The sequence below is a fragment of the Streptomyces sp. AP-93 genome, from assembly GCF_022808175.1.
Taxonomy (GTDB): Bacteria; Actinomycetota; Actinomycetes; order Streptomycetales; family Streptomycetaceae; genus Streptomyces.
Genome location: NZ_JALGBX010000011.1, coordinates 205,183 through 227,803, shown reverse-complemented (window position 1 = coordinate 227,803; position 22,621 = coordinate 205,183). Strand labels below are relative to the sequence as shown.

22 protein-coding genes, 1 pseudogene and 1 riboswitch are annotated in these 22,621 nt (G+C 70.8%); of the genes and pseudogenes, 12 read left to right on the top strand and 11 right to left on the bottom strand.

Features of this window, described 5'->3' with window-relative positions; translation table 11 throughout:
• Window positions 1-90: 90 nt before the first annotated feature.
• Window positions 91-564 (bottom strand): hypothetical protein, encoded by a 474-nt coding sequence (locus MTF69_RS20260; RefSeq protein WP_243336322.1) that lies wholly within the window; start codon window positions 562-564, stop codon window positions 91-93.
• 172 nt (window positions 565-736) lie between these two features.
• On the opposite strand from MTF69_RS20260, the gene MTF69_RS20255 reads away from it, so the two are divergent.
• From MTF69_RS20255 to MTF69_RS20240, 4 genes are all read left to right on the top strand, one after another.
• Entirely contained in the window at window positions 737-1,054 is a 318-nt protein-coding gene (locus tag MTF69_RS20255; RefSeq protein ID WP_308401433.1) for a ricin-type beta-trefoil lectin domain protein, read from the top strand.
• Between the two features lie 294 nt (window positions 1,055-1,348).
• Window positions 1,349-1,663 carry a hypothetical protein gene (locus tag MTF69_RS20250; RefSeq protein ID WP_243336320.1) on the top strand — a complete coding sequence of 105 codons (315 nt, stop codon included), beginning with the start codon at window positions 1,349-1,351 and terminating at the stop codon, window positions 1,661-1,663.
• Between the two features lie 215 nt (window positions 1,664-1,878).
• Window positions 1,879-2,286, top strand: coding sequence for an SsgA family sporulation/cell division regulator (locus MTF69_RS20245; protein ID WP_243336319.1), 408 nt, complete (start codon window positions 1,879-1,881; stop codon window positions 2,284-2,286).
• Window positions 2,287-2,410: 124 nt separating this feature from the next.
• A complete protein-coding gene (locus MTF69_RS20240; protein WP_243336318.1) occupies window positions 2,411-2,938 on the top strand; it encodes a hypothetical protein in 528 nt (175 codons plus the stop codon).
• Window positions 2,939-3,243: 305 nt separating this feature from the next.
• On the opposite strand, the pseudogene MTF69_RS20235 reads toward MTF69_RS20240, so the two are convergent.
• Window positions 3,244-3,675: pseudogene (locus MTF69_RS20235) on the bottom strand (flavodoxin family protein); the annotation flags it as partial.
• Between the two features lie 317 nt (window positions 3,676-3,992).
• A riboswitch (cobalamin riboswitch) is annotated at window positions 3,993-4,187 on the top strand.
• A 28-nt stretch (window positions 4,188-4,215) separates the two neighbouring features.
• On the opposite strand from MTF69_RS20235, the gene MTF69_RS20230 reads away from it, so the two are divergent.
• From MTF69_RS20230 to MTF69_RS20210, 5 genes are read left to right on the top strand one after another with little or no spacing between them, the layout of a single operon-like run.
• Complete coding sequence (locus MTF69_RS20230) at window positions 4,216-4,911, top strand: energy-coupling factor ABC transporter permease (protein ID WP_243336317.1); 696 nt, start codon at window positions 4,216-4,218, stop codon at window positions 4,909-4,911.
• Entirely contained in the window at window positions 4,911-5,249 is a 339-nt protein-coding gene (locus tag MTF69_RS20225) for an energy-coupling factor ABC transporter substrate-binding protein (RefSeq protein WP_243336316.1), read from the top strand. The genes MTF69_RS20230 and MTF69_RS20225 overlap by 1 nt, the downstream gene beginning before the upstream one ends.
• A gap of 3 nt (window positions 5,250-5,252) precedes the next feature.
• Complete coding sequence (gene cbiQ / locus MTF69_RS20220) at window positions 5,253-6,002, top strand: cobalt ECF transporter T component CbiQ (RefSeq protein ID WP_243336315.1); 750 nt, start codon at window positions 5,253-5,255, stop codon at window positions 6,000-6,002.
• A complete protein-coding gene (locus MTF69_RS20215; protein WP_243336314.1) occupies window positions 5,999-6,844 on the top strand; it encodes an energy-coupling factor ABC transporter ATP-binding protein in 846 nt (281 codons plus the stop codon). The genes cbiQ and MTF69_RS20215 overlap by 4 nt, the downstream gene beginning before the upstream one ends.
• Window positions 6,845-6,895: 51 nt before the next feature.
• Window positions 6,896-7,450 (top strand): PadR family transcriptional regulator, encoded by a 555-nt coding sequence (locus MTF69_RS20210; protein WP_243336313.1) that lies wholly within the window; start codon window positions 6,896-6,898, stop codon window positions 7,448-7,450.
• A 43-nt stretch (window positions 7,451-7,493) separates the two neighbouring features.
• On the opposite strand, the gene MTF69_RS20205 is transcribed toward MTF69_RS20210, so the two are convergent.
• Window positions 7,494-7,706: an EF-hand domain-containing protein gene (locus MTF69_RS20205; protein ID WP_243336380.1), complete on the bottom strand. Its 213-nt coding sequence runs from the start codon at window positions 7,704-7,706 to the stop codon at window positions 7,494-7,496.
• Between the two features lie 254 nt (window positions 7,707-7,960).
• On the opposite strand from MTF69_RS20205, the gene MTF69_RS20200 reads away from it, so the two are divergent.
• Together MTF69_RS20200 and MTF69_RS20195 are read left to right on the top strand one after the other, a co-directional pair.
• Window positions 7,961-8,761 (top strand): tRNA-dependent cyclodipeptide synthase, encoded by an 801-nt coding sequence (locus MTF69_RS20200; protein WP_243336312.1) that lies wholly within the window; start codon window positions 7,961-7,963, stop codon window positions 8,759-8,761.
• A complete protein-coding gene (locus MTF69_RS20195) occupies window positions 8,742-9,980 on the top strand; it encodes a cytochrome P450 (protein ID WP_243336311.1) in 1,239 nt (412 codons plus the stop codon). Before MTF69_RS20200 ends, MTF69_RS20195 begins: the two co-directional genes overlap by 20 nt.
• 115 nt (window positions 9,981-10,095) lie before the next feature.
• Here MTF69_RS20195 and MTF69_RS20190 read toward each other — a convergent pair whose 3' ends face one another.
• The 8 genes from MTF69_RS20190 to MTF69_RS20155 form a co-directional block, all read right to left on the bottom strand.
• Window positions 10,096-11,292 carry a YncE family protein gene (locus tag MTF69_RS20190; RefSeq protein ID WP_243336310.1) on the bottom strand — a complete coding sequence of 399 codons (1,197 nt, stop codon included), beginning with the start codon at window positions 11,290-11,292 and terminating at the stop codon, window positions 10,096-10,098.
• Window positions 11,289-12,128: a polysaccharide deacetylase family protein gene (locus MTF69_RS20185; RefSeq protein ID WP_243336309.1), complete on the bottom strand. Its 840-nt coding sequence runs from the start codon at window positions 12,126-12,128 to the stop codon at window positions 11,289-11,291. The genes MTF69_RS20190 and MTF69_RS20185 overlap by 4 nt, the downstream gene beginning before the upstream one ends.
• A gap of 350 nt (window positions 12,129-12,478) precedes the next feature.
• A complete protein-coding gene (locus MTF69_RS20180) occupies window positions 12,479-12,982 on the bottom strand; it encodes an anti-sigma regulatory factor (protein ID WP_254384318.1) in 504 nt (167 codons plus the stop codon).
• A 294-nt stretch (window positions 12,983-13,276) separates the two neighbouring features.
• Window positions 13,277-14,044 (bottom strand): enoyl-CoA hydratase/isomerase family protein, encoded by a 768-nt coding sequence (locus MTF69_RS20175; protein ID WP_279345988.1) that lies wholly within the window; start codon window positions 14,042-14,044, stop codon window positions 13,277-13,279.
• Window positions 14,045-14,129: 85 nt separating this feature from the next.
• Window positions 14,130-15,371: an Ig-like domain-containing protein gene (locus tag MTF69_RS20170; protein WP_374323412.1), complete on the bottom strand. Its 1,242-nt coding sequence runs from the start codon at window positions 15,369-15,371 to the stop codon at window positions 14,130-14,132.
• Between the two features lie 113 nt (window positions 15,372-15,484).
• Window positions 15,485-16,228 carry a L,D-transpeptidase family protein gene (locus tag MTF69_RS20165; RefSeq protein WP_243336308.1) on the bottom strand — a complete coding sequence of 248 codons (744 nt, stop codon included), beginning with the start codon at window positions 16,226-16,228 and terminating at the stop codon, window positions 15,485-15,487.
• Between the two features lie 109 nt (window positions 16,229-16,337).
• The gene (locus MTF69_RS20160; RefSeq protein WP_243336307.1) at window positions 16,338-18,521 is read right to left on the bottom strand and encodes a choice-of-anchor A family protein; all 2,184 of its coding nucleotides are present in this window, start codon (window positions 18,519-18,521) and stop codon (window positions 16,338-16,340) included.
• 172 nt (window positions 18,522-18,693) lie between these two features.
• Window positions 18,694-19,890: an Ig-like domain-containing protein gene (locus MTF69_RS20155; protein WP_243336306.1), complete on the bottom strand. Its 1,197-nt coding sequence runs from the start codon at window positions 19,888-19,890 to the stop codon at window positions 18,694-18,696.
• 426 nt (window positions 19,891-20,316) lie between these two features.
• Between MTF69_RS20155 and glgX the strand changes: the two genes are divergently transcribed.
• Window positions 20,317-22,530, top strand: a complete 2,214-nt coding sequence (gene glgX, locus MTF69_RS20150) for a glycogen debranching protein GlgX (RefSeq protein ID WP_243336376.1) — start codon at window positions 20,317-20,319, stop codon at window positions 22,528-22,530.
• Window positions 22,531-22,621 lie beyond the last annotated feature (91 nt).

Here is a 22,621-nt window from a genome sequence, read left to right as displayed (position 1 = left end):
CGCTGCCGTCACCCACGCAGAAGCCCCGCCAGGCGTCACCTGGCGGGGCTTCTGTTTGCGCGTGTTACGGCGTCATCGACGCCCTAGGCCTCACGAACCAGAGCCGGAGGGCCAGTACGCGCGGGTCTCATGCACGACGCCGCCAACCGGCTGGTACGTGTCCGCCTCCTCCCGGTTGTCGGGGTCGATGGGGCTGCGCAGCGTGAACGGGATCGGAATCACGAACTCGGCCCACGCGACACGCCCCGCGATGATGTAACTCTCGATCGAATCCGGTTCGAGCAGGAAGACCCACGCGTCCCCGATCGGTCCGATGCGGGATTCCAAGGTGGCACGCTCCGCGGCGTCCGCGGCCCGGAGATGAAGAGGACCGATGTCCTTCCCGCAGGAGATCCGCTCGACGCCGACGAATTGCAGGTCGAGCACCTCGCCTTCGCCGCTCTCCACCACAGCGTCGTCGAACGGCGGGAATCCGCGCAGGATCACCTGCGTGTGACTGTGTCGGTAATCGATCAGGCTGAAGCTTCGGTCGTCGAAGAATCCCATTGTCGAGGGAACTGCCATCACTTCACCTTCCCGTACGAGCCCAAGCGCCTGTTCCAGCGGTAGAAGTCGACCTTGTCCATCAGCCCCGCGTCGGCGATCTGGATGAGCTCCCACTGGGTGGCCATCATTCCGCCCTTGCCCGCGGCAGCCTCCCTCGCGAGCTTCAGAGCCTGGCTACGGCGAGAACCAGATCTTCGACGTCCGGAGCGACGGAACCATCCGCGTCCAGGGCATGTGCCTCGACGCCACCGGGGCGGGCACGGCCAACGGCACCCTGATCGAGACGTGGACCTGTAACGGCGGACCGAACCAGAAGTTCCTCACCCGCGCGAACGGCTCCCTCTACAACCCGGTCTCCGGCCGGTGCATCGACCTGTCCCACATGAACACCACACCGGGCATCCAGCTCTTCCTGTGGGACTGCAACGGCGGTGACGGTCAGCGCTGGGCCATCCCCACGCTGGCCACCGCGCCGCTGCCCCTGCCGACTCTCGACGCGGCACCCTGACCCACCCGCAACACCAGCAGCACGGCACTACGGCGGCCGCTCCTCCCACCCGGGAGGGGCGGCCGCCTCCGTAGGGGCGGGTGGGAGGGTTACGCCAGTAACTTCGTTCGAGATTGGGTGGGATGTGAGGTTTGGCGGGGAGTTGATCACGCTTGAGGGGGAACAAGGCACTCTGGGCTGGTTTCTTGATGATCACCTACGCAAGGGTGGGGGCACGACGTCGCGTCCACACCCCCGGCGGTCGGCCAACCGTCTTGGACCACAGCCGTTTTGCTTAACTGGAGGACTTGAAACATGGCAAGCACCCGCAGCATCCGCGTGATGGCGGCCGCCGCATCGCTCCCCCTCGCCTTCGCGCTCCTCTCGGGCGTCGCGCAGGCCGACAACGGGGCCGGTGCGGCCGGGACCGCGTCGAACGCGGCCCTCGCCGACATCCTCGGCAGCGGGGTCGGCGGCAGCAACCTCGGGAACTCCTCCACCGCCCAGCAGGTCGCCTCGGGCTTCGGCGCCTCGAACCAGAACAACGGAGCCCAGTCCAACGGTTCCGGCTTCACCGCGATCGGCCAGTCCAACTCGCACGAGTCCTTCATCTTCAATCCGCTTCCGTAGTTCCGGCCGGGGCCCCCGCCCCGGTCACGCACGTCCGCCGAGCCCCGCCCTCCCCCCGGAGGGCGGGGCTCGGCGCATCGGGCGAAGTCGGGCCGAGTGGCCCGGCCGGACGGGACCTTTGGCGGCGGAAAGGCGGCCCGGGGGTGGGCTAGCTTGCCCGAGTGGGCATGTCGCGCGTGCGCCGGCGAGACCCACCCCGAGAGAGAGGCGCCCGCATGACCGGCACCGAACACCGCGTCCTCGCGCTCCGGCTCGAGGCCACGCCCGCGCCCGTCCCGGTGCGGGGCGTCTTCGTGTACCGCACCGAGCGGCCCTACGAGATCTCCCTCGACTTCGAGGGTGCCGGGATGCACCTCGCGCACTGGGTCTTCTCCCGGGAACTGCTGCTCGACGGCCAGATCTGCGCCACCGGCGAGGGCGACATACAGGTGTGGCCGCGCTGGAAGGGCACCGAGCCCCGGATCTTCCTCGCCTTCAGCAACGGCGAGCAGTCGTGCGTGGTGTCCGCCCGGGCCAAGGACGTACGGGAGCTGTGCCGCCGGATGACGGAGCTGGTGCCGCGCGGCCAGGAACACCGGCACTACGACCTCGACGCCGAGCTGAGCGCCTTCCTGCCCAGCTGAACCGGGCGAAGACGATCAAGCGGATGAACCCGGTGAACCATGTGAACCCGGTGCAACCACGACCGTACCGGGCGCGTCTTCACGGGTGACACCGTTCCCCGTCTCTCGGAATCGAGGGGACGCCATGAACCGTCCACGCCGCCGGCAGGCCACCGCACTGGGGTTGGGCGCACTGCTCACCGCCATGCTCGCCTTCGCCGCACCGGCCTCCGCCGCAGCCACGACCGCCGCCACCACCACCACAGCCGCCACCGCCACCCCGCTCGTCGTCAATGCCCGCTGGGGCGGGCACTGCACGTACGACCGCGTGGTCATCGACCTGCAGGGATACGTACCCGCGGTCACCGTCACCCGCGTCCCGTCGCTGGTCTACGACGGGTCCGGCAAGCCCGTCCCGCTGGCCGGGCGGTACTTCCTGGAGATCCGCCTGAACCCCGCCGCCGGACACGACGACGCGGGCCGCAACGTCTACCGCGGGCCCAAGCTCCTCAAGATCTACCTGCCCAAGCTGAAGGGCCTCGCCCTGACCGGCGACTACGAGGGGTACGTCACCTTCGGCGCCGCCTTCAACACCAAGCCCGCCTACACCTCGTTCAAGCTGCACTCCCCGGAGCGATTCGTCCTGGACATCGCGCACCCGAACGTCTGCTGAACACGCCGACGGGAGGCGGCGCTGGCCGAGGTGCCGGTGCCGTCACGGCCCAGGGGTCGCCGGTACCGCGAAAGTCGAAACGGCAGCCATTACCCCCAGAGGGAGCACTGACTGCCGCGTGCTGATATCCCGCCCGCTTGAGCAGACAGGTCAGGCGCATCCGATTCCACAACACGAAGGCCGTAGAGGATGTTCGTGACTCCTCCCCCTCATGAAACGAGAGGGCTTCTCACTCGGGATCAAGATCCGTCATGACGGCCAAGCCCTGACCGCTGCCGAAACAGGCGTACAGCATATCATTTCGCTACGCAACTCCGGTTTCCAGGAGCCACCTTCCCGCCAACGCGTCCGTAATAGGCGTACTGGCCCTGCCTGTTCAGGATCGAGGAGCAGGCGTAGAGCCGCTCGATGACCTGCTTCATCACCGAGCTGTTGTCTCCGAGCCAGATCGGGCCGCACAGCACGAGGATGTCGGCGCCCATGATCTGGCTGTAGAGCACCGGCCACTGATCGCTCTCCCAGCCGTGGTCGGTCATGTCGGGCCAGACACCGGTGGCGATGTCGTGGTCGACGGCCCGGATGAGCGAGGTCCGGGCCCCGGCCGCCTCCATCACCGCGCGGCTCTTGTCGATCAGGCCCTCGGTGTTGCTGGGCTCGGGCGATCGCTTGAGCGTGCAGTTGACGTAGACGGCGGTGAGGTCGGAGTAGTCGAAGGCCTGCGCGGTGTCGGTAGCCACCCGACCAGCCTCACCGGGACCCGGCGCTGCCGCCACCGGGCCGCAGCCGTCCGGGCGACCGGCGCGGGCGATGAGGCCCTTGCGGCCGGGGGTGCCGGTGCCCGCCCCCGTGCCCGCCCCCGCCGGACCGTACGCGCGGAAGGGCGCAGCGACACGGAACAGCCGGGCTCCGGTGGTCGTGGATCCGCGGAACTCCGTTTCCACCCGGGGCCATTGAGGCAGGCAGCAGCGGTGCGGACACGCGGCGTGACGCACAAGCGGAATCCGGTCACCACCCGGCGCGATTGGGGCGGGTTGTTACCGGTCCGTGCGGCCGACTAGGGTCATCGGGCCTTGGTGTTCGGGAAACCGGTGGGAAACCGGTGCGGCCCTCGCCACTGTGATCGGGAAGTCCGGCTCCACTCCTGCGGGAAAGCCACTGGGCTGCGCGGGAGGTTCCGCGCTGCCCGGGAAGGCGGAGCATGGACGTCAACCCGTGAGCCAGGAGACCGGCCGGGGCGCGTTGTCCATCCACGAGGTGCTGGAGAGGTCTCCCTACTCATGCATATAGCCGAGGGGTTCCTGCCCCCTTTGCACGCGGTCGCCTGGGGCGCCGCGTCCGCCCCCTTCGTCGTCCACGGCGTCCGCTCGCTCACCCGCGAGGTGAAGGCCCATCCGGAGAGCACGCTGCTGCTCGGTGCCTCCGGAGCGTTCACTTTCGTTCTGTCCGCCCTGAAGATCCCCTCCGTGACGGGCAGTTGCTCGCACCCCACGGGCACCGGGCTCGGGGCGATCCTGTTCCGGCCGCCGATCATGGCGGTGCTCGGCACGATCACCCTGCTGTTCCAGGCCCTGCTGCTGGCGCACGGCGGGCTCACCACCCTCGGCGCCAACGTCTTCTCGATGGCCATCGCCGGCCCGTGGGCGGGCTACGCCGTCTACCGGCTGCTGCGGAAGTTCGGTCTTCCGCTGATGGTGACGGTCTTCTTCGGCGCCTTCTTCGCCGACCTGGTCACCTACTGCGTCACCAGCCTGCAGCTCGCCATGGCCTTCCCGGACCCGGCCTCCGGATTCCCGGGTTCGCTCGCGAAGTTCGGGGGGATCTTCGCGGTCACCCAGATACCGCTGGCGGTGAGCGAGGGACTGCTGACCGTCCTGGTGATGCGGCTGCTGATGGCGTCGAGCAAGTCGGACCTGGTCCGGCTGGGCGTCGCGAAGCTGACCTCCGCCCGTACCGAAGAGAAGGCGGCGGCCTGATGAGCGGGATGTCCAAGAACGCGAAGATCAACACCCTGCTGCTGCTCCTGGTGGCGGCGCTGGCCGTCCTGCCGCTCGCCCTGGGGCTCGGCGAGGGCAAGGAGGAGCCCTTCGCCGGCGCCGACGCGCAGGCGGAGGCGGCGATCACCGAGCTGAAGCCGGATTACGAGCCCTGGTTCTCCCCTCTGTACGAGCCCCCGTCCGGCGAGATCGAGTCCGCGCTGTTCGCCTTGCAGGCGGCACTGGGCGCGGGCGTGCTCGCGTACTACTTCGGCGTCCGCAAGGGCCGCCGCCAAGGAGCCGCCGCTGCCGCTGCCGCCACCGCCCCGGAGGCGTAGGCGGTGCTGCCGATCGACGTGGCCGCGCACAGCAGTCGCTGGCGCGGCCGGCACCCGCTGGAGAAGGCCCTGCTCGGGATCGGGCTGACGGTCACCGCCGTGTGCCTGCCGCCGTGGCCGGGCGGGCCGCTGGTGGCGGCCGCCACCCTCGCCGTGCTGCTCGGCCCGGCGGGGGTGGCGGGGCGGCAGCTCTGGCGGGCCTTCCGGATCCCGCTCGGCTTCTGCTTCACCGGGGCGCTGCCGCTGCTGTTGGCCGTCGGCGGCCCGGCGGGGCCGGTGTCCCTGGCCCCCGACGGTCCCCGGCTCGCCGCCGAACTGCTGCTGCGCACCTCGGCGGCCTCGCTCGGGCTGCTGCTGTTCGCCTTCACCACCCCGGTCTCCGACGTACTGCCCCGGCTGGTCCGGGCCGGGGTGCCGGCCCCGGTGGTGGACGTGGCCCTGGTCATGTACCGGATCGGCTTCCTGCTGCTCGACTCCATGGCCCAGGTCCGCCGGGCCCAGGCGGCCCGGCTCGGGCACACCGGCCGGGCGGCGGTGTGGCGCTCCCTGGCCGGGCTCGCCGCGACCTCCTTCGTACGGGCCTTCGACCGTGCGGCCAGGCTCCAGGCGGGGCTGGCCGGACGCGGCTACGACGGCGCGCTGCGGGTCCTCGTACCGCAGGCGACCCTGTCGTGGCGCTTCCTGACGGCCACCGCCGGGCTGCTGGCGGCCCTGATCACCCTGACCCTCACCCTGAAGGGGCTCCTCCTGTGAACCCGTCGCTGAACCCGTCGCTGAACCCGGTGGTGGAACTGTCCGGCGCGGGCTACGCCTACGAGGACGGCCCGGCGGTCCTGACCGGCGTCGACTTCGCCATCGCGCCGGGCCGGGCGCTGGCCCTGCTGGGCCGCAACGGCAGCGGCAAGACCACGCTGATGCGGCTGCTGAGCGGCGGCCTGCGGCCCGGCGCGGGATCGCTGCGGCTGGACGGCACGGAGGTCTCGTACGACCGGGCCGGCCTGACCCGGCTGCGCACGTCCGTCCAGCTGGTGGTGCAGGACCCCGACGACCAGCTGTTCGCGGCCTCGGTCGAACAGGACGTGTCCTTCGGCCCGATGAACCTGGGGCTCCCCGCTCCGGAGGTCCGCGCCCGCGTGGACTCGGCCCTCGCCGCGCTGGACATCACCCACCTCCGGGACCGGCCCACGCACCTGCTCTCCTACGGCCAGCGCAAGCGCGCGGCGATCGCGGGAGCGGTGGCGATGGCTCCGCGGGTGCTGATCCTGGACGAGCCGACGGCCGGCCTGGACCCGGACGGCCAGGAGCGGCTCCTCGACGTCCTCGCGGGACTGCGCGCCTCCGGCACGACGGTGGTCATGGCCACCCACGACGTGGACCTGGCGGTCCGCTGGGCCGACGACGCGGCGGTCCTGACCCCGGCGGGCATCCGCTTCGGCCCGGCCGAGCCCCTCCTCTCGGACCCGTCCCTCCTCACCTCGGCGGGCCTGCGCCCGGCCTGGTCCCCGGCGGTGACGGCCTTCCTCCGCGCCCACGGCCACCTGTCCGCGCACACCCCGGGCCCACGCACCCCGGAGGCACTGGCCGCTTGGGGGTAGGCAGGGCGGCGGGACGCCGGGCCCCGGTCTCCGCAAACCTAGGATGGCCGCATGTCGCTCCCGCACGCCATCCTCACCGCCCTGCTCGAGAAGCCCTCGTCGGGGCTGGAACTGACCCGGCGGTTCGACAAGTCGATCGGGTACTTCTGGTCCGCGACGCACCAGCAGATCTACCGCGAGCTCGGCCGGCTGGAGGAGGCCGGGCTGATCCGGGCGCTGCCCAGCGAGGGGCCCGTGCGGGGGCAGAAGAAGGAGTACGAGGTGCTGCCCGCCGGGAGCGGGGAGCTGGCGCGGTGGGTCCGGGAGAGTCAGGATCCCAAGCCGGTGCGGGATCCGCTGCTGCTGCGGATCCGGGCGGCCGCGGTGGTGGGGCCGCAGGGGCTGGCCGCGGAGCTGCGGCGGCATCTGGAGCTGCACCGGGCCCAGTTGGCCGTGTACGAGGGGATCGAGGAGAAGGACTTCCCGGCCGGGCGGGACTCCGGGGAGGACCGGCTGCGGCGGGTCGTGCTGCACGCGGGAACCGGGCTGGAGACCTTCTGGCTGCGCTGGCTGGAGGAGGCCCTCGCCGAGGTGGAGGGCATGACCGACGGGCCGCGGCAGAACTGACGCGCACCCCCGGCCCGGCAGGGGCCGGGGGCGGCGCGGGGGCTTACTTGTTCAGGGAGGCCCAGAACTCGTCGAAGCTCAGCAGGCCGTCGTCGTTCGAGTCCTTGGCGGCTATCACGGCCTCCGCGACCGGGCCGGTGACGAACGGGTCGCCCATCTCCGCCATCGCCGAACGGAACTCGTCGGCCGTCACGAAGCCGTCACCGTTCACGTCGAACTTGCCGAACGTCGTCCGTGCGCTCTCGATGTCCGCCACTGGGTCCACCCCTTCTTGGTGCTTGTTGACCGGCTCAGGGTAGCGGCATGCCCGGACCCCTCACGCCCCGGGTCCCGTTCGAGCGGCAGATAGATATTCAATTACTCTTCCGTAGTGCGGAAGCGATAATTCCAGCCAACAATTCAAGCCCCCACTTGTCACGCTCCGGGACCACGGCATAACGTAGCGACATTGCCGCCACACCGGGAGCGCAGGGCTCCCAGGGACAAGCGGCAACAAGGGCGATCACACAGGTGACGATCACAGCTGACGCATCATTCGAAGTTCTGCCCTTCACCCGCACTTGCCACCACATCTGGGAAGACGGCGACCATGTGCTCATCGGAGTGAGTCCTGGAAACAGCTACTTCAGCTCCGAGCGCATATCCAGCCTCACCCGATGGGCCACGACCCGCTTCGCACAGGTCGACTTCGTGTACGCAGACCTCCACGTGGACCGGATGTTCGCCGCATTCGGCTACACCCAGGAACACGCCGAGAAGCGTGCTACGAAGGAAATCAAGGCAGTCCGGCGAAGGATTCTCAAGGGCGTGGAGGAATCAGGGCCTCAGCATGCCGAGATCCGAGTGAGGGCACTTTCGGAGTTCCAGACGAACCCCGTCTACCAACTTCTGCACCGACGCGTACTCCATTTCCTGGAGACCGACGACGAATTCCGCAAGGGCTGCGAGGAAATGGCCCTGCACTTTGTCGGATCCAAGTTGCCGGAAGGTGAATCCATCACCGACGCACAGTTGCAGGTGTGTTTCGATTACATGGCAGCCGAGCTGCCGTTCTTCATCGACACCCCGAGCATTCTCGACGTGCCGTCCTCCGTGGCGGCCTACCACGTCAAGATGCCGATGACCGACGTCCTCTTCGCGCGCGGTGGGGGACTGCGCGCGACGAGGAACCAGGCATACGCCGTGGTCCGCCCCGAGGCGGCCGAAAAGGCGCAGGGCAACCCGAACCGCGCGAGCACGAACCCGCACGCGCACACGCACACGCACACCGCACCAACCGAAGGGACCGTCGATGAGCGTCGAGCAGCTTGAGGGCACGGGACAGACCGCCGAGCCCCTCATCGACTTCCCCCTCTCGCGGCGCGGCGACGTGCTCCCCGAGGAGTGCACCTGGCTGCGCGAGAAGGCGCCGGTCGCGAAGGTCCGTACCCTCACCGGGGATCCGGCCTGGCTGGTGAGCAGTTACGCGCTGGCCAAGCAGGTGCTGGAGGACGAGCGCTTCAGCCTCAAGGACACGGCCAATGCCGGCGTCCCGCGCCAGTACGCGCTGACGATCCCGCCCGAGGTCGTCAACAACATGGGGAACATCAACAGCGCCGGACTGCGCAACGCGGTCATGAAGGCGCTCAACCCGCGCCAGAAGGGCCTGCAGGACTGGCTGCGCGCGAAGGCCGGCGAGCTCATCGACCAGCTCGTCACCGAAGGGGGGCCCGCCGACCTGCGGGCCGGGTTCGCCGATCCCTTCTCGGCGGCCATGCACTGCCAGGTGCTGGGCGTGCCGTTCGAGGACTGGCGGCGCCTGATGTCGGGGCTGGACGTCGCGTTCATGACCGCGCGCGAGCCGTTCGCCGACTCGGCGCTCAACTGGTACAAGGACGTCGGCTACTTCGAGGACCAGTTGAAGGCGCAGCTGGCGCTGCCTGCCGAGGAGCGTACGGGGCTCCTCGGCAAGTTCGCCGAGCTGAAGGAGGCGGACCCGGAGTCGGCGCACCTGACCGACGACATGTTCGCCACCGTCGCCGTCTCCCTCTTCGGGGCCGGCGCCGTCTCCACCTCCGCGTTCCTGACCCTGGCGGTCCTGGCGCTGCTGCAGAAGCCCGAGCTCATCGGGTACCTGCGCGCTCACCCGGAGCGCATGGGCAAGGCCGTGGACGAGCTGCTCCGCTGGAACCTGTCCGTGGGCGACGGCCTGCCGCGCATCGCGATGGCGGACATCCAGGTCGGGGACGTGCTGGTCAGGGAGGGCGAGCTGGTCCTCGTCCTGCTGGAGGGGGCCAACTTCGACCCGGAGGCCTTCGAGAACCCCGACGAGCTGGACCTGGAGCGCGAGGGCTCCCACGCCAACCTCGCCTTCGGCGCGGGCCGGCACTTCTGCCCGGCTTCCGCGCTGGGCCGGGCGCACGCCGAGATCGCGCTGGAGGTGCTGGTCGAGCGGCTGCCCGAGCTGCGTCTCGCGGTGCCGGCGGAGAACCTCGTATGGCGGACCGGCTTCATCAAGCGCCTCCCCGAGCGGCTCCCCGTCGCCTGGTGAGGAGGCGTCGGTGAGCGGTTGAAAGTGCCCCGGGAGCTGTGCGAGCTCCCGGGGCACGCCCGCGTTCTCCGCGTGAAGCAGTCTCCGCGCGAAGCGGTGTCCGCGCGCTCGCGCCCTACCGGAAGATGCCGGTGTGGCCGAGGGAGTAGCGGCCGGGCTGCGGGTAGACGGCGAGGCCGTGCGGTCCGCCGCCCACCGGGATCCTGGCGAGCTGCTTGCCGGTGGTGGTGTCGATGGCGTAGACCTCGGAGTTGTAGCGGCCCGAGAGCCACAGCACCTTGCCGTCGGCGGAGACCCCGCCCATGTCGGGGCTGCCGCCGTCGGGCAGCTCCCACTTCTTCGTCAGCTTGTTCTGCGTGAAGTCGAAGACGGAGACGGACCCTTCGCCCCGGTTGGAGACGTACATCTCCTTGGAGTCGCGGCTGACGTAGAGGCCGTGGCAGCCCTTTCCGGTGGGCAGCAGCTTGGGGGTCTCGAACTTGTCGCCGCCGAGCACCCACATGCCGTGCGCCATCATGTCCGCGACGTAGAAGGTCTTTCCGTCCGGCGAGACCTTGACGTCCTGTGGCATCGCGCCCTCGAAGGGCAGTTTCTGCTGGCCGACGACCTCCATCTTCTCGGTGTCGACCTTGAGCAGTTCGCCGGAGAACTCGCAGCTCACGATGAAGTAGCGGCCGTCCGCGGAGAAGTCCGCGTGATTGACGCCGAAACAGCTCACGGGGACGGTTTTCACGCGGTCCATCGTGTGCGGATCGCGGAAGACCAGCTCCTTGTCCATCGAGGCCATGACCACCGCGTACTTGCCGTTGGGCGTGAAGTACAGGTTGTACGGGTCGTGCACCTCGACGGGCTTGCCGGCCTCGCCGGTGGCCGGGTTGATCGGGGTGAGCGTGTGGCCCCGGTTGTTATTGACCCAGAGGGTCTTCATGTCCCAGGACGGGACCACGTGCTGGGGCTGGACGCCGACGGGGATGGTGTCGATGACCTTGTACGTCACCGGGTCGATGACGGACACCGTGTTGGAGGTGGTGTTCGGCACGTACACGCGGGACGGGAAGTCCTTGACCACCGGGGAGAGTTTGTTCGGCCGGTCGGCCGCGTACACGTCGTTCGGATCGAGGAGCGGCGGCATTCCGGCCAGGCCCGGAGGCGCGGCCGGTACGGCCGGTACCGCCTTGGCGGGCGCGGCGGGCCCCTTCGTACCGAGGGCCTCGGCGGGTCCCTTGTCGGCCGCTCCGCAGCCGGTCAGGGCGGCGAGGACCAGACCGGCCAGCAACGCGGTGGCCTTCCGGGGAAGGCGGGTGGTCGTCATGGGGTCAGCAGCTCCGTGGTGGTCACCGCGCGCAGTTTGCGGCGTGCGAGTTCTTCGAGGAGGGGTGGCATCGCGTCGACCGTGTCCGCGTAGCCGAAGTGCAGGCTCACCACCGATCCGCCTTGGATCGGGCCGATGACGGTGCGGACGACGGCCGCGGCACCGGGCGAGGTGAAGTCGAGGGAGTCCACGTCGTACGAGAGGACGTGCGGGTAGCCCGCCCGCTGGGCCAGTTTTCGCACCAGGGGGGTGGCGTACTGGGTCTGGGACGGGCGGAACCAGGTGCCGATGGAGCCGGTCAGCCGTTTGAGCCGGTCGGCGCAGCCGGTGATCTCGGCGTACGCCTGCTCCTCGGGCATGGCGTTGATCGCGAGGTGGCGCTGGGTGTGGTTGCCGAGCTCGTGGCCGCCGTCCAGGATCCGGCGGGCCATCTCCGGGTGGGCGTCGAGCCAGGCGCCGATGGCCAGTACGGTGACCCGCGCGCCCGCCCGTTCCGCCTCGGCGAGCACCGCCTTGGCGATGGCGGGGTCGCCGTTGCCGTGGAAGGTGAGCGCGACGCCGGGCCGGCCGCGGGGACCGTGCCCGATCTCCACGGGCTGACCCGCGAACCGGCGCGGGGCGGGGGCCGCCTTCGCCCGGGCCGCCTTGGCCGGGGCCGCCGGTTTGTCCGGGGCGGCCTTCGCCGGGGCCGCGGGGCCGGCGGGGGCACTACAGGCGGCGGCGAAGGCGCCGGCGGCGACCGCCGCGCCGGCACGGAGAGCGGATCGGCGGTCCGGGTAGCAGAGCACCCGCCCATTTAAGGGGTGGATGCCCGTGTAGGCATTGATTGACCCCATTCGGGACCTTCGGCCGAACCGGTGCCACCCGGCCACTGTCCGCTACGTGATCAACGATTCACGCAGAGCGGTCGATCTTTATGCACTGATTACGAGGCCGGTGGCCCATCTCACCTAGGATTTAGGTAGAAAGTCTTAGGATATGCACACTTATGTCCAACTTGGGACTTTTGGCATTTGGCCCCTCGTCTGCCATAGTCGGAACCACGGCTTCCCGTTGACCCGAGCGAAGTCCCTGCCGAGGATCACACCCCTTCGATCCTCGGCACACCCATGAAACCCCCACAGCGCCCCACAACGGCGACAGGGGGTTTCTGGCGTTCGGGGGGTTTCTGGCGTTCGGGGGGCTCCTAGCGGTCCGCGACCCGCATCTCGAACCAGGTGATCTTCCCGCGCGGCAGCAGGTCCGCGCCCCAGCGGTCCGAGAGCTTGTCGACGAGGAACAGCCCCCGGCCGGTGGTGTCCATCTCGTGGACCGGCATGAGACAGGGCAGTCCGCGCGAGGGGTCGCGCACTTCCACGCGGATCCAGCCGCGCCGCCTGAGCATCCGTAAACCGAAGGACCGGGCTCCCGTGTGGCGGACGGCGTTGCCCACGAGCTCCGATACGAGCAGGACCGTGTGCTCGGCGATCTGCGGCGAGAGCCCCCACAGGCGGACGACCACGCACTGCGTGAGCCGGCGGGCGGTGCTCGCCGACTCGGGCATCGACGGCAGCGTCACCTCCGCCTCGGCCGGATTCCCGTACAACTCCAGGGCTTTGAGGCCGAGTTCGTCCTCCAGGGCCGCCGTGAGCCGTACGGCGGAAGCGCTACTGCGCTGCCGCGGCTGTTCCACACCCTCCAGACCCGCCATGCACCCATCATGGAGGGCCGGTACGGCCGTTCGGGCCGTTCCGCAGGAAAAGACCCCCCGGGATCTTTGATTCCGAGGGGTCGTCCTGGCATATGCAATCGGCAACCCGGGGGCCATCGCACCCCGCTGACCTGCGGTGACGCACGGCACAACGCTGGTCACCCAGAGTGGATCACCGGCTCGCCTTAAGGCTGCCTTAAGGCCTGGCTAATCCACCCACAGGAATGACGCCGGGGAAGACCCGGCGAAGACCCCGGCGCGGACCCGGCGAGGATGCCGACAAGAGTGCCGTCCCTAAAGGAACTTGGCCTTGCCCGGCCCCTCCTCGACGAAGCTGCGCATCCCGCGCTCGCGGTCCTCGGTGGCGAACAGGCCCGCGAACCAGCCCCGTTCGATGGTCAGCCCGGTGTCGATGTCGGCCTCCAGCCCCGCGTCCACGCACTCCTTGGCGGCACGCAGCGCGAGGGCCGGGCCCTGCGCCAGCTTCGCGGCCCACGCGTACGCCTGCTCGTAGACCTCGGCGGCCGGTACGACCCGGTCCACGAGGCCGAGGGTCAGTGCCTCGTCCGCCTTGACCATGCGGCCGGTGAAGATGAGGTCCTTCGCCTTGGAGGGGCCGATCAGCCGGGACAGCCGCTGGGTGCCGCCCGCGCCGGGGATCAGGCCGAGCAGGATCTCGGGCTGGCCGAGCTTCGCGTTGTCGGCGGCGATCCGGTAGTCCGCGCAGAGGGCCAGCTCGCAGCCGCCACCCAGGGCGTAGCCGGTGACGGCCGCGACCACGGGCTTGGGGATCCGGGCCACGGCGGTGAAGGCGTCCTGCAGTCCGCGGGACCGGGCGACCATGGCCGCGTGGTCCATCGTCTGCATCTCCTTGATGTCCGCGCCGGCCGCGAACACCTTCTCGCCGCCGTAGATGAGAGCCGTGCGGACGTCGGCCCGGTCGGTCGCCTCGACGGCGAGCTCGCGCAGCCGGTCCTGGGTGGCGATGTCCAGGGCGTTCATGGGCGGCCGGTCCAGCCGGATGACGCCGACGCCTTCGGAGACTTCGAGAGAGATGGTCATACGGGAAGGTTAGCGCCGGTTAACGGCAGGTGGCCCGGTGCTGTGGGTCACAGCACCGGGCCACCGGACTAGGCGACGATCAGGGTTACTTGATCCACTCCGCCCAGTCCATGTTCCAGCCGTTGAGGCCGTTGTCGGGGGCGACGGTCTTGTCCTTGGAGTTCTTCACGATGACCACGTCGCCGATCAGCGACTCGTTGAAGAACCAGGCGGCGGGCTGGGTGCCGTCGCCGGCGCCTCGGACGTCCTTGAGGCCCACGCAGCCGTGGCTGACGTTCGCGGAGCCGAACGTGCCCGACGAGGCCCAGTAGTTGCCGTGGACGAAGGTGCCGGAGGTGGTCAGCCGCATGGCGTGCGGGACGTCGGAGATGTCGTACTCCCCGCCGAAGCCGACGGTGGCGCCGTTCATCCGGGTCACCTTGTACTTCTCGCTGATGACCATCTGACCGTTGTACGTGGTCGTCGACGGGGCGCCCGCGGTGATCGGGACGTTCTTGAGCACCTGCCCGTCACGGACCACCTGCATCTGCTTGCTGGAGGCGTCGACCGTGGTGACCTGGGAGCGGCCGACCTTGAAGGTGACCGTACGGGTCTGCTTGCCGTAGACCCCCGGGCGGCCTTCGACCCCGTCGAGCTCGAGCTTCAGGGTGACCTTGGTGCCCGCGGCCCAGTACTTCTCGGGGCGGAAGTCCAGGCGGTCGTTGCCGAACCAGTGGCCCTCGACCGGGACGGCCGGCTCGGCCGTCACCGTGATGGCCTTCTCGACGGCCTCGGGGTTGGTGATGCCGCGGGAGAAGTTGATCGAGACCGGCATGCCCACGCCGACCGTCGATCCGTCTTCGGGGGTGTACTGCCCGATGAAGGTGTTGGCGGGCGTGAGGGTCGTGAAGGTGGTGTCCTTCGCGGACTCGCGGCCGGCCTCGTCCTTGGCGACCGCGTGCACCTTGTACTCGGTGGCGGCGGCGAGGTGGCGGGCGGGCTCCCAGCTCGCGCCGTCCGCGGCGACCTTGCCCTCCACCGCGTTGCCCTTGGTGTCGGCGACCGTCACCGTGGTGAGCTTGCCGCCGGTGCTGGTTATCTTGAGGATGCCGCTGGTCGCGACCTCCTTGGCCCCGTCGTCCGGCTTGACGCTCACGACGGCCTTCGACGCCTCGGTACCGGTCGTACCGGTACCCCCGTCGCCGCCCCCGCTCCCGCCGGCGCCGCCACCCTTTCCGCCACCGCTGCACGCGCTGGTGAACAGCAGCGCCGCACCCAGCAGGAGGGCCGGCAGACCGGTGCGGGCGCGCCCGCGTATCGGCTGCAGCTTCACGATCGTTCTCCCCATGTCCCCCGCGCACGGACAGTCGCGCGCTTAATCGCCAGGAAATCACATGGGGGATCACGAGACAGTACGGCCGTGTCACCGTTCCGTCCCAAGAGTGGTCCGTGCGCCGGGAGTCAGCCCTCCGTGCCGGGCTTGGTGCCCCACACGTAGACGGCGTCGCCCTCGGTGAGCAGGTCCCACAGCCGCCGCGCGTCGGGGACGGTGAGGTTGACGCAGCCGGCCGAGCCGCCGTGGGCGTACAGGTAGCCGGTGCGGCCGTGGAGGGCCTGGCCCCCGTCGAAGAACTGGGCATAGGGCATCGGGGAGTTGTCGTAGAGCGTGGACCCGTGGTCCACGCTCCGCCAGTAGACCTCGTGCCAGCCGGGGCGGGTCTCCTGGTCGTCACGTCCGGTACGGACGGGCACGGGCGGGAAGACCACCGTGCGGCCGCGTTGCACCCACAGGAGCTGGCGCTCCATGTCCACGCAGGTCACGCGGTGCGGGCGGACCGGGCAGTCGCCCGCGGCGTTGGGGTTCGCACGGGCGGCGACCGCGACCACGGTGCGGAAGGTGAGCAGTCCGGCGTAGCCGTCGGCGGGCCGGATCCCGTTGTCCCGCTGGAAGGTCCGGATCGCCTCGCAGTCCCCGGCGTCCTGTGTCCCGTCGGGCGTGCGGCGCAGGTGGTCTTCCAGCTCGCGCTGGTAGGGCCCGGTCCCGGCGTCGCACGCCTCCGCGGCCGGGGCCGACGGCGACGGGGCCGGGACCGGAGCCGCCGAGGCCGCGGGGGGCGGGGCGAGGGCGGCCGCCGCGAGGATCGCGGCCGTGACGGCCGCCCTGCCTATGACGCCTGCCGTGTCCCGTCGGGTCGTACGGCTCATACGGGCCTCCTCGTGCCCGCCGGCCGGGCCACCGGATCCGAGCCAACCGGATCGGCCCGGCCCCGGCGCGCCGGGTGGGCCGGCAGGGTCACCGGCCCACCCGGGCGGCCTACTCGCCCGGCCGCGGCTTCGGGCCCTTGCCCTTGCCGCCCTTGCCGTGGTGGTCGCGCTTGTTCTCCAGGGTGACCACCAGGCGGTGGTCCGGAGTGCTCTCGTCCAGGTGGAGCGGACCGGTGACCCGGTTCCGCGGGAGGACGTAGCCCTCGGGGACGGCCGTTTCGACCACGTAGTACCAGCCCTCCTCCAGGCCCGGGAACGTGCACGCCCCGGCCCGGTCGGTCGCGCAGCCCGCCGTCGCCCTGCGGTCGGCGTTGATGCCGCGCGTCTGGAGGCCGATGATGCCGTTGGTCTCCTTCCACACCTCGAAGACCGCCCCGCGCAGCGGGTTCTTCGTCTTCGCGTCCTTCTTCAGCACCGTGATCGATCCCTCGTAGTCCGGCTCCCCGGTCCGCTCGTCCGTGACGGTGACGACGAGGCCCGTCGTCACGTGGCTCGCGTCGAGGTCGAACGGCGTGACCGGGTCCGCGGGCAGGTCGTAGCCGGCCGGGGCCTGCGTCTCGCGCCAGTAGTAGCGCTCACCGACGGGCAGCTGCACCGTGCAGCTGCCCTGCGCGTCGGTGGTGCAGGACCCGGCGAGCTGCTCGTCGGGTCCGGTTCCGCCGGTCTGCAGGCCCGTACGGTCGTTGGCCTCGCGCCACAGCTCGAAGCGGGCGCCGGGCAGGAGCGCCCCGCCGTCCGCGTCGGACTTGCGCAGCACCACTTCGGCGCTGCCGGGAAGCTTCGCGTTGCTCATGCTCGCGCTCGCGCCCGCGGCGGCGTTCTGCTCCGTCAGCGTCAGTTCGGCGACGGGGTTCTCCGCGAGCTCGTAGCCGTCCGGAGCCTGGGTCTCGCGCCAGTAGTACGTACCGAGCGGGACGGTGGCGGAGCAGACGCCGCTCGCCGGGGTCACGCAGTCGGCGACCTTGGTGTCCGCGCCGGGGTTCGTGAACTGGGCTCCGGGGGTGCCGTTGGTCTCCTGCCACAGCTCGTACGCGGCTCCGGCCAGCGGGTTGTCGGCGTCGTCCCGCTTGGTGACGGAGACGGTGCCCGTGACCGGCCCCGTGTTCCCGCAGTCCGGCAGGTCGCCGTCGAAGGGGTACGCGTGGAGCTCCTGGCCGCCACCCCCGGTGCTGGTGTGGACGAGCTCGCCGGTGGTGAAGAAGCGGCCGTTGGTCCCGGGCAGGGTGACGGTGGTGCGCGAGGTCTGCTCGCCGACGAGCACGCTGCCCTGGAACTGCCCGCTGCCGACGAGCTGGACGGCGGTGGCGTCGGGGAAGTTCCACAGGAGCCGGGTGCGGTAGCCGTTCCAGGGATCGGCGCCGGCGCCGGTGTCGTTGATGGTGCCACCGTAGGTGTTGATCGTACGACTGGCGCCCAGGACGTTGACCAGGACGGTGGCGTCGGCCGGGATCCGGTCGAAGCGGATGCCGACGGCGCCGTTGCTCGCGCTCACCAGGTCGAAGTTCACGTTGAAGACCTGGAGCGGGGAGGTGTTGTCCCCGGTGAAGACGGTGGTGCCGTCCTGGTTGACGGCGGTGCCCGTCGCCGGGCGCGGGCTGCCGTCGACCCGGGCGTAGCACCGGCTGGCCGAGGTGAGCTGGTCGCGCAGGCCGGCGTACGGGGTGATCGCGGCCGGGTCGGCCACGAGCGGGCCGGTGACGGTGCCGGGTCCGGGGGCGGTGCCCGCGTGACGGACGACGCCGCCGTCCGAGATCAGCTGCTGCTGGGCGGCGATCGTGACGTCGCGGCCGGTGGTGAGGAAGTCCGAACCCGCCGGAGGCCGCACGAGCGAGCCGGCCCCGACGATTCCGATGTTGTACCCGCCGCCGGTGACCGCCAGGTTCTTGTTCTGGTCGAAGCTGCCGAGGACGACGACCTTGCCCTCGGCCTCGGCGGCGCGCTCGCGGACCAGGAAGTCGGCGCCGACGAAGATGTTGATGCCCTCGTCGTAGCCGTTGGGGTCGTTGCTGACCTCGATCGGCGGGAACGGGTCGGGGCACCGGGACCCCAGACAGGGACCGAGCCCGCCCGGCAGCGGTGCTCGCAGGGCCGCGGCGGCCTGCCGCGCCGGAGCCGGCTGCTGCCCGCCGGGGCCCGGTGCGGCCGGCGCCGCCAGGGCCGCCGGGGCGCCTGCGGCCAGTACGGCCCCGAGGGCGAGCCCCAGGGGCCCGAGGGTCCACTTCCTTGCAGACATGACGCTCCGTCCGTTGCCCGCCCGCCGCGTGCGGGTGGGCCCCGTACAGGCTGGCGGCGGGCTCCGGTGCGCCGGGCGGACCGACACTCCCCCGCTACGGCATTCCGGTACGACAATCACCCGGCTGGGGTGTCGGGGTGAAGGGAAGCGCGGGCGAGCGGGTGACGGAGGGTCAGCCGATCGCGGAGCCCGCGACCCAGGCGGTCCAGGACATGTTCCAGCCGCCCAGCCCGTTGTCCGGGGCGACCGTCTTGTCCTTCGAGTTCACGACCTCCACCACGTCGCCGACCAGGGTCCGGTCGAAGAACCAGCCGGCCGGGGTGTCCGAGCCGCCGCCCTTGTCGTCGCGCAGTCCGATGCAGCCGTGGCTGACGTTGGTGGAGCCGAAGGTGTCCGGGCTGGCCCAGTAGTTGCCGTGCAGGAAGGTCCCGGAGCGGGTGAGGCGCATGGCGTGCGGGACGTCGGGGATGTCGTACTCGCCGCCGAAGCCGACGGTCTGCCCGTTCATCCGGGTGACGTCGAAGAGCTCCATCACCACCATCTTCCCGTTGTAGGTCATGTTCTTCGGCGCCCCGGCGGTGATCGGCACGGTGGACAGCAGCTCGCCGTCGCGCCGGACCTCCATGGTGTGCGCGGCCGCGTCGACGGTGGAGATCTGGGAGCGGCCGACGGTGAAGCGCAGGGTCTTGTCCTGGATGCCGTAGGAGCCGGCGGCGCCCTCGACGTCCCGCAGGTTCAGCTTGAGGGTGACCTCGGTGCCGGGCTTCCAGTACGTCTTGGGCCGGAAGTCGAGGCGCTCGTCGCCGAACCAGTGGCCCACCACCTCCACGGCCGGGTCGGAGGTGATCGTGATGGCCCGCTCCACGTCGGCGCGGCGTTCGATGGACCGGCTGAACCCGAAGGAGATGATCATGCCGGTGCCGACGGTCGAGCGGTTCTCGGGCTTGAAGTAGCCGATGAACCGCTCCTCGGGAACGTAGGTGGTGAAGGTGGTGTGCCGGGCCTGGCGGCGGTTGTGCCCGTCGAGCGCGACCGCGTCCACGGTGTACTTGGCCGCGAGCGCGAGCCGGCCCGACGCCGGGTCGGGGCTCCAGCTGAGCCCGTCGACGGCGATGGCGCCGGGCACCGTCTCCTGCTGGGCGTCCTCCACCTTGGTGACCACGACCCGCTCGAGGCGGCCCTCGGGCACGGTGATCCTCAGCGGCCCCTCGGCCGGCACCCCCTTGGCGTTGTCGTCGGGGGTGATCCTGATCGCCTCGTCCGGTGACCGGGGTTTGCCGGGCAGCTGGATCTCGATCGGGGAGCCGCCGTTCTCGGTGCATCCGGCCAGGCCTCCGAGGAGGCCCGCCCATACCGCCACGGCGGCCAAGCCCGCCCCTGCCCGCCTCGTCAGAAGAGTCACGTTCCTCCAACGACCGGGCCCCTCCGGGGGAAACGTGGGCGCGGGCCACGTTCCAGGCAGGACAGTCCGGGCAGAACAGTGGGAAGGACCGGACGGGGGCGGGCCGCGGCAGGGACGCCGGGGCCGCAGTTCCCCCACCCCCGCAGGTACCGAGAGCCGTGGAGGCGGGCAGTGTCGAGCGCAGCCGAGCAAGAGGCGGTGGAAGCCGTCACGGGGACCGGGCATCCGAACGGGGCCGGGCAGCATCCCACAGTGACCGGAAACGGAAGCGGGAGCGGGAGCGGGAGCGGGAGCGGAAACGGGAGCGGGAGCGGAAACGGGGCCGGGCACGGGACCTCGACCGGAACCGCGACCGCGACCGCGACCGCGACCGCGACCGCGACGTCGAACGGCCTGGCCAGAGGCCATGCGGCTGCGGTGGAGCGGACCCGCCCCGGACCGCCCGTGTGGCCCGGCTCCTCGCATCCGCTGGGGGCCCGGTTCCACCAGGGGCCGGACGGGACGGCCGGTACCAACTTCGCGCTGTGGTCCCAGGGCGCGGAGGCGGTGGAGGTCTGCCTCTTCGCGGAGGACGGGTCCGAGAGCCGGTGCATGCTGACGGAGCTGACGCACGAGATCTGGCACGGCTTCCTGCCGGGCGTGCGCCCCGGGCAGCGGTACGGATTTCGGGTGCACGGGCGCTGGGACCCGTGGACGGGGGCCCGGTTCAATCCGGCCAAGCTGCTCCTGGACCCGTACGCACGGGCCGTGGACGGGGCCGAAGGAAATGATTACGGCCTGCTGCCGCCGGAGGTGTACGGGCACGTCCGCGACTGGCCGCAGCAGTACATCGCGGACACCGTGCGCGACGACCGCGACTCGGCCCCGCACGTCCCGAAGGGGGTCGTGGTCCACGATGACGACGACTGGGCGGACGACGTCCGGCCGAAGACTCCGTGGGCCGATTCGGTCATCTACGAACTGCACGTGCGCGGCTTCACGATGCGCCATCCGGGCATCCCCGAGCACCTGCGCGGCACGTACGCGGGCCTCGCCCACCCGGCGGCGATCGAGCACCTGACCGGGCTCGGGGTGACGGCGGTGGAACTGCTGCCGGTCCATCAGTTCGCGCACGAGGACCACCTGCTGCGCCGGGGCCTGCGCAACTACTGGGGCTACAACTCGGTCGGCTACTTCGCCCCGCACGCCGCGTACTCCTCGAGCGGTACGGCCGGCCAGCAGGTCGGCGAGTTCAAGCGGATGGTCAAGGCGCTGCACGCCGCCGGGATCGAGGTCATCCTCGACGTGGTCTACAACCACACGGCGGAGGCCGGCGAGCTGGGCCCGACGCTGTCGCTGCGCGGGATCGACAACCGGGCGTACTACCGGCTCCAGTCGGACCAGCGCCGGTACGCGGACTACACGGGCTGCGGGAACACCCTGCACGCGGGGCGGCCGCACGTGCTGCGCCTGATCACCGACTCGCTGCGGTACTGGGTGACGGAGATGGGGGTGGACGGCTTCCGCTTCGACCTGGCGGCGGCGCTGGCCCGCTCGATGCACGACGTGGACATGCTCTCGCCGTTCCTCGCGGTGATCGCCCAGGACCCGGTGCTGCGGCGGGTGAAGCTGATCGCCGAGCCGTGGGACGTGGGCTCGGGCGGGTACCAGGTGGGGGCGTTCCCGCCGCTGTGGACGGAGTGGAACGACCGGTACCGGGACGCCGTACGGGACTTCTGGCGCGGCGCGCTGCCCGACGTACGGGACCTCGGGTACCGGCTGTCGGGGTCGAGCGACCTGTACGCGTGGGGCGGGCGGCGGCCGTACGCCTCGGTCAACTTCATCACCGCGCACGACGGTTTCACCCTGCGCGACCTGGTGTCGTACGAGTCCAAGCACAACGAGGAGAACGGCGAGGCGGGCCGGGACGGGACCAATGACAACCGGTCCTGGAACTGCGGTGTGGAGGGCGAGCCCGAGGAGGGCACGGATCCGCGGATCGCGGCGCTGCGCCGGCGGCAGCTGCGCAACCTCCTGACCACGCTGCTGCTGTCGACCGGGGTGCCGATGCTGGTGGCGGGCGACGAGTTCGGCCGGACGCAGGGCGGCAACAACAACGCGTACTGCCAGGACAACGAGACGAGCTGGGTGGACTGGTCGCTGCTGGAGGACCCGTCCTGGCAGGCGCTGCTGGCGCTGACCCGGCGGCTGCTGGCGCTGCGCCGGGCCCATCCGGTGCTGCGGCGCCGCGCGTTCTTCTCGGGGCGCTCGCAGGGGGCGGACGGGCTGCGGGACCTGGCCTGGTTCACCCCGGCGGGGATGGAGATGACCGAGCGGGACTGGTACGCCCCGGCCGGGTCGGTGGGCCTGTACCTGTCGGGGCAGGACATCCCGGGCCGTGACGAGCGCGGGCGGCAGGTCACCGACGACAGCTTCCTGGCGCTGCTGCACGCCGGGGACCGGCCGGTGGCGTGGGTGCTGCCGGGGGCGCCGTGGGGCCGGGCGTACGAGCTGGTCCTGGACACCTCCCGGGAGGACCAGGCGGCGGCGCCCGCCACCGTGCACCGCGGGGGCGAGAGCGTGACCGTCCCGGCCCGCGCGGTGCTGCTGCTGAAGGTGGTGGGCTGAGCAGGGGGGTGCCCCGTCGGCCGGCGGGGCTCGAGACAGGTGACCGGCCGGCCCACGTCCCGCACGTGGTCTGCGGCGTGCGAAGACCTCG